Annotated in this window: 14 protein-coding genes and 1 pseudogene; 8 read left to right on the forward strand and 7 right to left on the reverse strand. The window is 69.0% G+C overall.

Going from position 1 to position 12,863, the window contains the following annotated elements; genetic code table 11:
• On the forward strand, nt 1-1,635 hold a 1,635-nt coding region (locus ACFU99_RS14980; RefSeq protein ID WP_384391094.1), incomplete at its 5' end, for a M4 family metallopeptidase.
• Between the two features lie 116 nt (nt 1,636-1,751).
• Nucleotides 1,752-2,402, forward strand: coding sequence for a response regulator (locus tag ACFU99_RS14985; protein WP_384391097.1), 651 nt, complete (start codon nt 1,752-1,754; stop codon nt 2,400-2,402).
• 15 nt (nt 2,403-2,417) lie between these two features.
• Here ACFU99_RS14985 and ACFU99_RS14990 read toward each other — a convergent pair whose 3' ends face one another.
• Nucleotides 2,418-2,870, reverse strand: a complete 453-nt coding sequence (locus tag ACFU99_RS14990) for a hypothetical protein (protein WP_384391100.1) — start codon at nt 2,868-2,870, stop codon at nt 2,418-2,420.
• A gap of 451 nt (nt 2,871-3,321) precedes the next feature.
• Between ACFU99_RS14990 and ACFU99_RS14995 the strand changes: the two genes are divergently transcribed.
• A complete protein-coding gene (locus ACFU99_RS14995; protein WP_384391103.1) occupies nt 3,322-5,130 on the forward strand; it encodes a helix-turn-helix domain-containing protein in 1,809 nt (602 codons plus the stop codon).
• Nucleotides 5,131-5,460: 330 nt separating this feature from the next.
• Nucleotides 5,461-6,078, forward strand: coding sequence for a trypsin-like serine peptidase (locus ACFU99_RS15000; protein WP_384391105.1), 618 nt, complete (start codon nt 5,461-5,463; stop codon nt 6,076-6,078).
• 8 nt (nt 6,079-6,086) lie between these two features.
• Here ACFU99_RS15000 and ACFU99_RS15005 read toward each other — a convergent pair whose 3' ends face one another.
• The 6 genes from ACFU99_RS15005 to ACFU99_RS15030 form a co-directional block, all read right to left on the reverse strand.
• The gene (locus ACFU99_RS15005; RefSeq protein WP_384391108.1) at nt 6,087-6,587 is read right to left on the reverse strand and encodes a hypothetical protein; all 501 of its coding nucleotides are present in this window, start codon (nt 6,585-6,587) and stop codon (nt 6,087-6,089) included.
• Nucleotides 6,584-6,997 (reverse strand): hypothetical protein, encoded by a 414-nt coding sequence (locus tag ACFU99_RS15010; protein WP_384391111.1) that lies wholly within the window; start codon nt 6,995-6,997, stop codon nt 6,584-6,586. Before ACFU99_RS15010 ends, ACFU99_RS15005 begins: the two co-directional genes overlap by 4 nt.
• Before the next feature lie 100 nt (nt 6,998-7,097).
• Nucleotides 7,098-8,387, reverse strand: coding sequence for a WXG100 family type VII secretion target (locus tag ACFU99_RS15015; RefSeq protein ID WP_384391114.1), 1,290 nt, complete (start codon nt 8,385-8,387; stop codon nt 7,098-7,100).
• 72 nt (nt 8,388-8,459) lie between these two features.
• Complete coding sequence (locus tag ACFU99_RS15020) at nt 8,460-8,774, reverse strand: DUF6317 family protein (RefSeq protein WP_384391117.1); 315 nt, start codon at nt 8,772-8,774, stop codon at nt 8,460-8,462.
• Nucleotides 8,771-9,166 carry an SAV_915 family protein gene (locus ACFU99_RS15025; RefSeq protein WP_384391120.1) on the reverse strand — a complete coding sequence of 132 codons (396 nt, stop codon included), beginning with the start codon at nt 9,164-9,166 and terminating at the stop codon, nt 8,771-8,773. Before ACFU99_RS15025 ends, ACFU99_RS15020 begins: the two co-directional genes overlap by 4 nt.
• Nucleotides 9,167-9,422: 256 nt before the next feature.
• A complete protein-coding gene (locus tag ACFU99_RS15030; protein ID WP_384391122.1) occupies nt 9,423-10,058 on the reverse strand; it encodes a hypothetical protein in 636 nt (211 codons plus the stop codon).
• A gap of 434 nt (nt 10,059-10,492) precedes the next feature.
• Between ACFU99_RS15030 and ACFU99_RS15035 the strand changes: the two genes are divergently transcribed.
• The 4 genes and pseudogenes from ACFU99_RS15035 to ACFU99_RS15050 form a co-directional block, all read left to right on the forward strand.
• Entirely contained in the window at nt 10,493-10,876 is a 384-nt protein-coding gene (locus ACFU99_RS15035; RefSeq protein WP_384391125.1) for an SAV_915 family protein, read from the forward strand.
• Nucleotides 10,873-11,166: a DUF6317 family protein gene (locus ACFU99_RS15040; RefSeq protein WP_384391127.1), complete on the forward strand. Its 294-nt coding sequence runs from the start codon at nt 10,873-10,875 to the stop codon at nt 11,164-11,166. The genes ACFU99_RS15035 and ACFU99_RS15040 overlap by 4 nt, the downstream gene beginning before the upstream one ends.
• A gap of 19 nt (nt 11,167-11,185) precedes the next feature.
• Nucleotides 11,186-12,502: a hypothetical protein gene (locus tag ACFU99_RS15045; protein ID WP_384391130.1), complete on the forward strand. Its 1,317-nt coding sequence runs from the start codon at nt 11,186-11,188 to the stop codon at nt 12,500-12,502.
• 44 nt (nt 12,503-12,546) lie between these two features.
• A pseudogene (locus tag ACFU99_RS15050) lies at nt 12,547-12,863 on the forward strand (hypothetical protein); the annotation flags it as partial.

Genomic DNA, 12,863 nt, shown 5'->3' on the forward strand with positions numbered 1-12,863 from the left:
AGATACCGCTACCGCCGCACCGCCGTCGCCGCCGGGGCGGCGACGGTCGCGGCGGCGCTGCTCGCCACCGCGTTCACCACCGGATCGGCTGAGGCCGCGGGGTCGGGGGCCGCCCCCGGAGCTGCCGGATCTTCCGGGACCTCCGGTCTCAAGGCTTCCGCCGGCGCCAACGCCTCCGCCGTCGCGGCCGCCGCCCGGCATCTCGGCCTCGGCGCCAAGGAGAAGCTCATCGTCCGGGACGTCATCAAGGACCCGGACGGCACCGTCCACACCCGGTACGAGCGCACGTACGCCGGGCTGCCGGTGCTCGGCGGCGACCTGGTCGTGCACCAGGCCAGGAGCGGCAACGTCGAGGACGTCACCAAGGCCACCGAGGCCGCCATCACCGTGCCGACCACCGCCGCGAAGCAGGCCCCGGACGCGGCGCGCACGTCGGCGCTGGCCGCCGCCCGTACCGCGAAGGGCCTGAAGGCGGGCGCGGCCCCGACGGTGAAGACCGCGCCGCGCAAGGTCGTCTGGGCCGCGAAGGGGAAGCCGGTCCTCGCGTACGAGACCGTGCTCGGCGGCTTCCAGGACGACGGCACGCCCAGCAAGTTGCACGTCATCACGGACGCGGCCACCGGCGAGAAGCTGCACCAGTACCAGGCCGTCGAGACCGGCACCGGAACCGGCCAGTACAGCGGCAAGGTCCCGGTCGGCTCGGTCAAGAGCGGCACGTCCTACCTCATGAAGGACAACGCCCGCGGCGGCCACCAGACGTACAACCTCCAGGGCGCCTACGACGGCAAGGGCAAGCCGTTCCTCGACGCCGACGACGTCTGGGGCAACGGGCAGCCGACGATCCAGCAGACGGCCGCCGTCGACGCGCAGTACGGGGCCGCCGTCACCTGGGACTTCTACAAGAACGTGCTGGGCCGCAACGGCATCAAGAACGACGGCAAGGCGGCCTACTCGCGCGTCCACTTCGCCACCAACTACGTCAACGCCTTCTGGGACGACGACTGCTTCTGCATGACGTACGGCGACGGCGAGGGCAACAAGAAGCCGCTGACCTCCCTGGACGTCGCGGGCCACGAAATGAGCCACGGCGTCACCTCGGCCACCGCCAACCTGGAGTACAGCGGCGAGTCCGGCGGCCTCAACGAAGCGACCTCCGACATCCTCGGCACCGCCGTCGAGTTCTACGCCAAGAACCCCGCGGAGCCCGGCGACTACCTCATCGGCAAGCAGATCGACATCAACGGCGACGGCACCCCGCTGCGCTACATGGACAACCCCAGCAAGGACCACCTCTCGCCCGACTACTGGGGCGCGGACCTGGGCGACCTCGACGTGCACTACTCCTCCGGCGTCGCCAACCACTTCTTCTTCCTGCTGGCGGAGGGCAGCGGCCCCCGGACGATCGACGGCGTGGACTACGACAGCCCGACCGTCGACGGCCAGAAGATCGACGGCATAGGCCGCGACAAGGCCGTGAAGATCTGGTACAAGGCGCTCACCACTTACATGATCTCCACCACCGACTACAAGGGCGCGCGGACGGCGACGCTCAAGGCGGCGTGGGCGCTGTACGGGCACAACAGCGCGGAGTTCAAGGCGGTGGGCGAGGCGTGGAAGGCCGTGGATGTGAAGTGACGTCCGGTTCATGATGACGGCCGACGCCAAGTGACAGCTCGTAACGAGCGGTGTGAAGCGACGGCCGACGTAAAGTAGCGACCCGAACGATCGATTCCGAGGTACGGGGGACTACCGTGATCCGAGTTCTGCTGGCGGATGACGAAGCGATGATCCGCGCGGGCGTACGGGCCGTACTGTCCGCGTCCCCCGACATCGAAGTCGTCGCGGAGGCGGCGGACGGCCGCGAGGCCGTGGACCTGACGCTCAAGCACCGCCCGGACGTCACGCTCCTCGACATCCGGATGCCCCGCCTCGACGGGCTCCAGGCCGCGGCCGAACTCCGGCGCACCGCGCCGGACTCGGCCGTGGTCATGCTCACCACGTTCTCCGAGGACGAGTACATCACCCAGGCGCTGAGCAGCGGGGTCAGCGGCTTCCTGCTCAAGTCCGGCGACCCCCGCGAGCTGATCGCGGGGGTGCAGGCCGTGGCCGGCGGCGCCGCGTTCCTCTCGCCGCGGATCGCGCAGCGCGTCATCGCGCGGCTCAGCGGCGGCCAGCTGTCCAAGGCGGCCACGGCACGCACCCGCGTGGAGGAACTGACCGCCCGCGAGCGCGAGGTGCTGGCCCTGCTCGGCGGCGGCCTCTCCAACGCGGAGATCGCGGCGAAGCTGTACCTGGTGGAGGGGACGGTGAAGGCGTATGTGAGCGCCATCCTGTCGCGGCTCTCGCTCAAGAACCGGGTGCAGGCGGCGATTCTGGCGTACGAGGCGGGGCTGGTGGAGTAGGAGGGGGGCCTCGGGCTACCGGGTGGAGCAGTTCTCCCCGCCGCGGTCGAGGGTCACCCACACCGATGCTTGGTGCGCGGTGTCCGTGCCGGGCGGGGGCTGGGTGGCGACGAGCCCGGCCACGGGTTCGGCCCGGTCGGCCGGTGTGAGCTGTATGCCGTCGTAGGTCTTGGCGCCGAGCAGGTAGCGGGACTGCTCGTCGGGCACGAAGGCCGCGGTGATCTCGAACTCCTCTCCCTTCTGACCGGGGTAGTTCCCGATCTGGGGGCAGGCTTCCCAGGACGCGGGGCCTACATCCCCAGTGGTACCGCGCGCACCGTCCGGACCCCCGTGCCGGACGATGTGCGCGGTGCCGAAGAGATAGATGGTCGTCTCGCCTTTTTTGTGGCCCATGAGCCAGAGGGTGTGGTGCGGCGGGATGACGGCCGTTCCGTAGAACTTCTGATGGTTCTGCACCGAGGCGGACATCTGCGGGTATTGGATTGCGACGCTGGGGACGGAGCTACTGCGCTTTCCGGCCGATGCCGAAGCGGATGAGGCGCCGGCGGGCGAGTCGGTGGAGGCCGTTGCTGCACCCCCATCGACCACACCACCGCCGACCGCCGTCACGACCGCCGTGATGACAGCCGCGAGTCCCCCGAGCCCGCCGAGCGCCGTGACCGGGACGCTCCACCGATGGCCCCACCAGGAGTTCCCGCGCCGGGCGGTACGCGCGGGGGCTCCGTTTCGCGGACGGGTGCTGTGCGAGGTCATGGCGCCGGCTCGCCCTCCCTAGGTAGAGCCTTTCCGGAGCGTTCACGGTGTCGGTCCGTGCTCGTATCAGCCAGCTTCGTCCGTTCCGGAGGAAAGCGGGCGGTACCGGCCGTTGCCAAGGCATATTTGGCAACGGGGGCCGGTACGGGCGTCGGGGGGCGGGAAGATGACGTCGGACGAACGGTTCGGTGACGCGCTGCGCAGCCGGCGGGAGGCCGCGAATCTCTCGCTCGGCGGCCTGGCCGCGCTGACGCACTACAGCAAGGGCTATCTCAGCCGCGTCGAGAACGGCCATCGGCCGGCCGTGCGCGAGCTGGCGCTCCGCTGCGATGTGGCGCTGGACGCGGAGGGCGAGCTGATCGCGATGGTGCCGGAGCCTCCCGACGTCAAGTCCGCTCTGCCGAGGCCCGATTCACAGCTGACGCACCCGGCGCATCCAGCCCACCCCTCGGCGCAGCGACAGCCGAGTCTGGCCGAAGCTGCCCGATCGCCGGAGTACGGGGCGGAGTTCGACCGGCTGATCCGCAGCGGCGACGCCCGTTACACGGCAGGGGAGATGCAGGAGGCGGGGCGCTGGTATCTGGCGGCGTACCGGACGGCGACGGGCGACGCGCGGGCCGGGGCGTTCGCCATCGTGCGCTACGCCCGCCGCTGGTCGGACCCGGGCCAGGTGGACCGGGAGCTGCTGCATCTGCTCCGCGGCTGCCTGGCCGCGCTGGACGGCGACGAGAGCCCGGCCGCCGACGGGCTGCGGCTCCAGCTGAGCGCGCATCTGGCCAAGAAGCTGTCGATGGCGGTGGGCGAGGACACGGCGGTGCCGTGGGCCGGTCCGGAGCGGGGCGCGCAGCGGGCCGGCCGTACGCTGCGGGAACTGCGCGGTCTGCCGCCCGGCCGCCGGCTCAGCCTCAGCGAGGAGGCGCGCTGCGAGGTGCTGACGGAGTGCCGCTGGGGGCTGTACGACTTCGCCCCGGCGGGCGATCTGCTGACCGTTTCGGAGGAGCTTCAGGACGCGGCGTCGCGGGCGCGTTCGGCGCACTTCCACGGCGAGGCGCTGGTGGCGCTGGCCATCGACCAGTTGCGGGTCGGGCGCGTGAACAGCGCGTTCGCGACGGTGGAGCGGCACCGCGCGCACGCGGCGCGCCGCCGCAGCGCGTTGACGACGTGGCAGCAGTCGACGCTGGACACGCTGCTGGACCTGTGGCGCGGCCGGTTCAAGGAGGCCGCGGACTGGATCTTCGGGGAGTCCCGGGCCATCGTCGAACGGCTGGAGGCCGACTTGGCGGTGCCCGTCGACACGCTCCGTCAGACGCGGCTGGGGCAGGCGTACTGGCTGCTGCGGGAGCAGGGCCGGATGGCGGAGCTGTTCGACTCGGGGATGGCGGACGGGGTGGAGCGGCACGGTTACTTCCCGGTGTGGCGGGCGGGCCTGATCCTGGCGCTGTGCGAGACGGCGCGCTACGACCGGGCGCTGGACCATTTGGCGGCGTTCGCGCAGGACACGCGGGGGTTCACGGTTCTGCCGCCGCACGGCTGGTCGGTGCCGACGACGGCGCTGCTGGCGGAGTCGCACGCGATCCTGGAGAGAACGAGTACGTACGATGCCCAACTGCTCCGTCCGGCAGCCGAGCTACGGGAGAGACTGACGGCGCACGCGTCGGAACTGGTCCTGGCGGGCTGGCCGACGGTGCTCCTGGGCCCGGCGGCGCGGGCGAGCGGCCTGCTGTCCCTGGCCGGGAACGACCCCGCCCAGGCCCTCCACCACTTCTGGCACGCGACCCGTCTGGCCCGCTCCTCGCCCCCGCAGATGGCCAGGCTCCGCCTGGACGAGGCCCGCGCCCACCTGCGCACGGGCACCCCGGGGGCGCGCCGCGCGGCCGTCGGCCTGCTCAACACGGCCCGCCGGTCGGCGGAGGACCTGGGGATGACGGGTGTGGCGCGGGAGTGCGGGGGGCTGCTGGAGGAGGAGGCGGGGTGAGGGGTGCGATCGGCTTGAATGTCCCCCATGCCCCTGGATGCGAACGAAAGACCGAGGACCGGCCGCCGACGCCGACTGGCGGCGGTGGGGGCCGCCTTCTGTGTACTGGCGGCGGTGACGGCGACGGGTGTGGCGCTGAGGCATCAGGAGCGGGGGGACGCGGCCGGGGGCTGGTGGGTGGCGGAGGAGGAACGAGGAGACGAGACGGCGAGTGCGGTAAGCAAGATGTTGAGACGGGAGCCCCCTCGCCCAAGAACGCCCGACTCCCCTCTGCGTGCATCCACCCCTCTGATCGCGACGGCGACGACACCACAGCCGACGGTGGGCCCCTTGTTCTACGCGGAGGCGCCGGGCGGCCCGGACCACCAGTGCACGGCGGCGGTGGTGCACTCGCCGCGCGGCAATCTGCTGATCACGGCGGCGCACTGTGTCTATCAGGGAGATTTCCGCACGGATCTGGCGTTCGTCCCCGGGTACCACGACGGGCGGATGCCGTACGGGGTGTGGGTGCCCACCCGCATCGACGTCGACCCGAGCTGGACCGCCGACCGCGACCCGGACCACGACGTGGCGTTCATCCAGGTCCGCAGGCCGGGCGCGGACAAGGCGAACATCGAGTCGACGACGTCCGCCGAACGGATCCGCTTCAACCCGCCGCCAAGCGCCCTCACGCGCCTGATCGGCTACCCGTACGACGAAGAGCACCCCATCAGCTGCCAGAACTCCACCAAACCCTTCAGCCCCACCCAACTGAGCCTCATCTGCCCCGGCTTCCCAGCCGGTACCAGCGGCAGCCCCCTGCTCACCGACATCGACCCGACAACGGGCCGCGGCACGATAACGGGCGTACTGGGCGGCCACGACGAGGGCGGCGACGACACCACGTCATACACCCCCTACTTCACCAACGCCGTGGCCCGCCTATACCACCGAGCAACGACACCGTAGGAGCTCCCTCACCCGTCCAGCCCCATGACCCGCCGCGCGCCGACCTCGCTCGGGTACTCGCGCACCGTCACCACGGCACACACCCACCCCAGCGCGAACGCCGCCACGGCCGGTGCCACCGGGGCGGCCAGGACCGCGACGATACGGCCGAGCACGGCCAGCCCCGTGGTGCGGCGCTTCTCGTTCGACTTGCGGTCCCAGGCCTGCTCGGGCGTGGGCGGGTCGGCCAGCTTCGCGCGATGCCCTCGCCGCTGCACGAGCCACCCCCACACGAGCCCCGCACAGCCCGCCACGGCCTGGACCCCGTCCCAGACGGTGCGGACACCGGAGGGAAGCTGGTCCCTGAAGCCCTGATAGAGGCTGACGGCGAGAAAACACACGAACGCGGTGACAGCCAGCCACAGCACGCCGGTCAGCACACGCCGCGACCAGTAGGGCGCGCCGCGCTCGTACCAGGTGGTGCCTAGGCCGGGGAGGGCAGGGGGCGGGGCCGGAGACGCGGCGATCATCGGCGGCTCGCCTTGTCCGCTCCGGGCCGCTCCCGCTCCAGAGTGCGGCGTGCGCCGATCTCCATGGGCAATTCGCGCGCGAACACACCCGCACAGACCGCCCCGATCAGATACGCCATGACCGCCGGAAGCACCGGCATGGCGAAGAGAGCGACGATACGTCCGACGATGGCCAGCGAAACTCCTCGCCGTGAGTCCTCCCGCTGTCGCTGCCAAGCCTCTTTCGGCGTGGGCGGATTCAGCCGCTTCTCCTGAATTTGCCTACGCGCCGCCTTCCAGCCCCACGCCAGGAAGGCCCAGCAGGCGAGTAGCTGCGCGATGTGGCACACCAAGCGAACGGTCGGCGAAAGACCGGCCACGATGCGCAGATAGACGCCCGCAACGAAGAAGCCCAGGAGCAGCAGCCCCATGAGCAGGAAGGCTGCCAGTGCGATCCTGCGTGCCCAGTACCCCGCACCACGGCGGTACCAACTGGTTCCGAGAAAGGGGAGTTTCGCGGGTTCGTCGGATTCAGAAGATGCTCTTGATGCCATGCCAGACCCCCTTCGCTGCCCCGGTCACGAGCTTGCCGGCGTCGTCCACCGTCTCCTCGGCAACGTGGCCTGTGCCGTGCAGAATGCCGCCCACCACACCGAAATCGTGGATGTCCTCGCTCCAGTGCTCATGGATGGCGTTGTCGATGAATTCCGTGCTGAGCACGACGACAGCACCGCCTGCCCCCGCCACAGCCCATACCGGCGCTGTGAGCCCGAGCGCTCCCGCGCCCGCGACCCCGAGTGCCGTCACCGCCGTCCCAGCGGCCAGCCCGCCAAAGTTCGCCGTGCCGTCTACGATCAGCGAATGCTTCCACGACCATCCCGCGTCGTGGTCGCCCTTGGCCTCCAGAATGCCGCACGCCCCTGCGGCGGCGACGTCCACGACCGGCATCTCCCGCAAGAACTCCGGGAGTTTTTCGATGCCTTCCCCCGCCCTCAGAACCTTGGCCGCGTCCGCCACCTTCACGTTCAATTCGCGGTCGTACGGTACCCGACTGCTTCCGTGCTCGGCTGCGGCGATCCGTGTCCGGAGCTCCTGCACCTGGGCTATCGCATCGTGGTACGCGCCCTTCGCCGGGAAGTCCTTGGGCAGCCTCTTCCCCTCGGCCTCGAACGCCTTGCGCTCTTTACGCCATTCCTTCTTGGCCTCGATCTCGGCCTGCTTGGCGGCATCGAGCTTGGTGGCGGCGTCTTTCCCCTTGCCGCGCCTCGCTTCAGTGTCGACCGCGTACAGGCCCCGCAGATAGTCGGCGACAGTGATTTTGTCACCGGGTGCCACGGTGACGTCGTCGAAAAGCTTGTTGAGGCGTTCAGCGGCATCCAGGCGCGCCTGCTGGGCCGTGTGCAGGATCTCCTTGCGGACCGTCGCATAGGTGCTCAGCGCGGAAATCACCTTGCTGTCCGCGTCCGCCGGCAGGTCGTCCGGAACGCCCTTGGCCTTCATGGGAACGCCCGCCTGCACAGCTACGTCCTCGGCGTTCTGGAGAGCGTGTTCAGCTGACCGCAGGTGGCCGGAGAGCGTCGTCAGGGTGTCTCCGGTCTCGTTCACCAGGGTGGCGAAGGCCCCAGCCGTCATCGCGTCGGCACTCCATGCGGCGTTGAACTGGTCGGCCGCGTCGCCCTGCCATCCGGCATCCTTGACCAGAGCGTCCACGCACCGGCCGATGGGCTTGAGCGGCCCCTCCAGCTCCTTCTTGGCGCCGGTATACGCCGATCCCATATGCGCGAGACCGCCGATATCCCCACCGACCCAGCTCTCTGTCACTGTCTCCCGTTCCCCCGTCCCAACTCCGCTCTTGCAACCGTCGATCCGTCGGCCTGATCACCTATTGAAACGTCAGCCCGGCGTATCTTCCTTGTGCTTGCCCATCAAGTCTTCGAACAGGCCGTGCACATCGATATCGTTCCGCTGGAACGAGTCGTGCGCGTATTTCACCTTGGCGCCGTGGTCCTCTATCCGGTCGGCGAGGCTCTTGTGCAGCTGGGTGATGAGTTCCGCCATGGCCTTGATCGAGGAATCCAGCGCCCCGTCCCCGGAAGAAACGACCGGAGGCGACACGGTGTGCGCAAGCTTCCGAAAGTTCCCGCCCTCTCGGTGGAACGTCTCGCTCATGGCGCCGATGTCGCCCAGTACGGCTTTGAGGTTCGTCATGAGTTCAGCTCCCGCGCGTATGCCTCGATGCTTTCGAGCTGCCAATTGCGATGACCCGGCGCGATGACCGGATCAAGATGCACCTTCGGCAGGTTCGCCTCACGCATGGCCTCGACGAACGGGCCGATGGAGGAGGCTATCCACGGCTGGGCCGGTCCCAGAGCATCGACCAGCTTGTGCAGACTGGTGAAGGCCACCGGAACGGCAGGGCCGGCGGGGTGCCTCAACAACTCGAACGCGATCCTCGGCGGACCCTCGTCCGGATATCGCGGATGGGCCGGCACGAACACCGGCGTCGAATACGCCGGCACCCTCGACCGCGCCGCCGCAGCCGCGTCACCCGCGTCATCCCCCACATAGTCGAGGATGCGGGACGCCGTCTGCTCCCCCATGCGTCTCTCCCCTTGCGCCCTCTCGCGTGCGGTTTCGCACGCCGAACCGCGCCTCAAGGTAGTACCGCCAGGTTGCCCCGCATCCGTCGAATTCCACCCATAGGCATACGCGCATGCCGAATTCGCGCCGGTTCTTGAGCGGCTTCTGGCCGCCCATTGACCCGGCATTGACCAGGTCCTAACGGCCCCCTGTCACCACGTCAGAGCCCCGACCCCGCCGGTCGCCGTCGCGTAACCGTGCACCGCATCACGGCGGTCAGCCCCGTACCTCGTCTCGGATCGCGTCCACCTTGCGGGCGAAGGTGTCCAGATCGACGGCGTCGGCGGACGTGGCGGGGTGGCCGTAGTCGTTCTCGGCGACGGCTCCGACGGTGCCGGAGTCCGCCCAGGCGCACATCGGGAGGTAGGCCGGCTTGCCGTTGTCGCCGGTCGTCTTGGTGACCTCGCAGGTCACGGGGGACGACGCGCCTGTGGGCGTGGTCTCCTTCGCGGGTACGGCGACGGTCCCTTCGCCGCTGTCCTGCATGTACGTGAGCAGGCCCGACAGGGCGCGGTGCGGATCGCTGACGGTCCCGTAGGCGCCGTCGAAGCTCAGGATGCTGTGCTGGGTGGAGCGCGGCATCTTGGCGTAGGAGCCGCTGACGCCCGTCATGTCATGCATCCCCGGGGCCTTGCCCTCTTCGAGGCCGGCGACGTCGCCGCCCTTGTGGCTGCGCGTCATGCTGTACGCGCCCTTTTCGAGCGACTTCGGCGTCGACAGCTTGCCCGCCTGTCCCTCGCCCTTGTCCTTGCGGGCGATCGAGACCGCCGCGACCAGTACCGCGATGACGACGACCACCGCGAAGGCGATCACCTTCCCCCTGCTCCAGCGCTTCCGCGGTGGCGTGGTCACTTCGCATTCCTCCGTCGTCCGATGATTCATCCGATGCTCCGGGAACGACGCTCCGGGAATACTTCCGCATCTCATTGGCGTCGGATCCATTCGATGAGCATCGAGCATCGAGCCTCTCATACCGGTTTTTCCGCACCATCCCGGAGCCGGGCGGCGCCGAGCGGCCGAAGCGGGCGCAGCGGAGAGGCAGTCAAATCCCTGCACATCAGGACCATTTGCCACTTGTGCACTTTAAGGGATTACCTCCGGACCTTAGCAGTCGATGCGGTCCGGGCATCTCTCTCCCCACAACGCCACACGACGCCGAACGGTCGAGTTGGCATTCATTTTGCACTCCATAGATCCGGTCATGAACGTATCCGGAGGAGGCCGATGCTAGGGTCGGCCGGATTAATACGCCCCTGCGAAACGGGGCGATCGCACGGGGGATATTCATGGTTTTTTCGCGCATCTCTGAATTCAGCCGCGATGACGGCCCGGCTCCTGAACGCCGGAAACCGCCGGTCGCGCCCGACGGGCGGCTCTTCGTACCCGCGCATCCGCGCTATCCGAGCGACCCCGAGGTCAGACCGGGCATCGGATTCGAACTCCTGCGGCTCCCCGGCGGGGATCTCATGCCTGTCGCGTTCACCGAACTGGACCTTCTTGTACGGGCGCTGGGCGAAGCCCAGCCGTGGGTCGCGGTGCGGGCCGGCTGGTACGCGGAGCTGATGAGGTCGAGCGGACTGGGGCGGCTCCACATCGATCCGGAGGTCGCGCCGGAGGCGCGGTCCTGGACACCGGACGCGGTCCGAACGTATGCGGAGGCAGCGCGATGAGTGTGGATTTCAAGGTAGTGCTCGGCGATTTGAAGAGCATGTCCGGCACCTTCCACAGGGAAGCCGGCAACTACGCGAAGCTCGAAACGAACGTCGCCCCGGCCATCGCCTCGTCGGGCGACGCCGGACTGGACTCGGCCATCCACTCGATGATGCACGCCATCGCCGGGCTCCACGCCAAGCTGGCCGGCCGGATCGAGGACCACGGCGATCTGCTGAAGTACGCCCACGACTCGTTCCAGCGGCATGACATCGATGTGCACGGGGTCTTCGAAGACCTCATGCCGTGAGCGGAATGGCATTCAGGACATGAGCGATTCATGGGTCGGCGGGGACATCAGCGGTCTGACGGCGATGGGTACCGCCCTCAAAGGTGCGAAGAAGGAACTGAACGGCGTAGTCAGGCCGTTGAGCAGAGGCGTCGAAGGGCTGGTCCACGACGCCGGCTGGAAGGGCGACGCGGCCAAGTCGTTCCGCGCCCAGTGGAGTGTGGACGCGATAACCGCCGGCGGATTCGCCGATCTGGTGGAAGCGGTGGGAGAGACTCTCGCCGATCTGGCGACCGCCCTTTCGACCGCCAACTCGGCGCTCCAGAACGCGGCCGACGTAGCTACCCGTAAGGGCGTTCCCGTAGGCCCCAAGGGCGTTCCCGGAACTCTTATGACGAACAATCCGCCGTCTGCCGAGGAAAAGACGGCTATGGGCGACCTCGACGACTACGCCACGCTCTACAAGAAGCTGATGCACGAGGCGCAGCGCGCCAGGATCGACGCGGCGAAGCGGCTCGACAAGCTGTACGCGTCGATCGACCCCGACGAGCCGATGGCGAAGGGCGACAAAATCGTCGTCGGCGACTATCTGCGCGGCCTCTGGACCGCGAAGACCGACGGCGAACGGGCGCTCCACCTGGACGCTGCCAAGGAACTCCCCGAGGCCCGGCGCGAGCACGACGCGGCGCTGAAGGCGCTCGAAGGCGAAGAAGCCAAATTCAAAACGGCGGAGAAGAACCTCCCCAAGACCTTCAAGCTGCACGGGGAATGGCGGGCGGCCTCCGACCGGCTGGACTCCCTGGAACGGTCCTTGGCGCGGGCGGAGAACGGCAGCGCCCATCTCCCGTACGACCGGCAGCTGAACTACAAGCTCGCGGACGCCCTCGAAGGCAGCAGGCTCGTCAAGGGCGCACCGGACTTCCTGAAGGAGATTCCGGTCATCGACGTGGCCGCCACCGTGGCGGTGGGCGCGCTCGAAGCCAAACAGGACCACGACAAGGGCTGGTCCTGGAAGCACTCGGCGCTGGTGGACGTGGGCGGCGGGCTGGTCGGGCTCGGCGCCGGAGTGGGCGCGGCCGCCCTGGCCACGGCCTCGCTCCCGGCGGACGCCGTCGTGGCGACGGCGGCGGTCGGCGGAGCGGTCGTCGTGGGCGTGAGCACCTTCGCCGACAAGCTCTTCCACGAGCATTGGAGCGAGGACATCCACGACCATGGGGTGTTCGCCGGGACGCTCTACGGAATCGGCCATTCGGAAGTCCAGGCATGGGACGCCGGAAAGGACATGGTGAGCGGCAGCGCCCACTGGGTAGGGGACAAGTCCAAGAAGTTGTGGCACGGCGTATCGAGCATTTTCTGAGGCCTGTCCCGAGACCTTCTCCGAGAACTGAGATGAGCACAGCGATGCCAGTCGTCCCGCACGGTGCGGTGGAGCCCGAGCCCGTCCCCTTCTGGGGCACGACCTGGGTCGACCGGGGCGTCGGATACTGGCTGCGGCGCGTGGCTCTCGGAGGGTTTCACCTGGTGCTCATGGCCTTCGTGGCGGCCATTGCGGGGGCCTTTTACGAAGGGTTCGTTTCGGCCTTCGGGTTCTCGGACTCGTTTCGGCGGGGGCTCGACATCGTGCAGGGGGTGCTGGCCCTCGGCGGGCTCGTGGTCGGGTTCGTGCGGTATCGGCGCAAGCCCGCCGGGGCGCCGCCGACGCCGAAGGAGGCGCGGGC

This window comes from Streptomyces sp. NPDC057654 (assembly GCF_042800135.1).
In the GTDB taxonomy this organism is placed as follows: Bacteria; Actinomycetota; Actinomycetes; order Streptomycetales; family Streptomycetaceae; genus Streptomyces.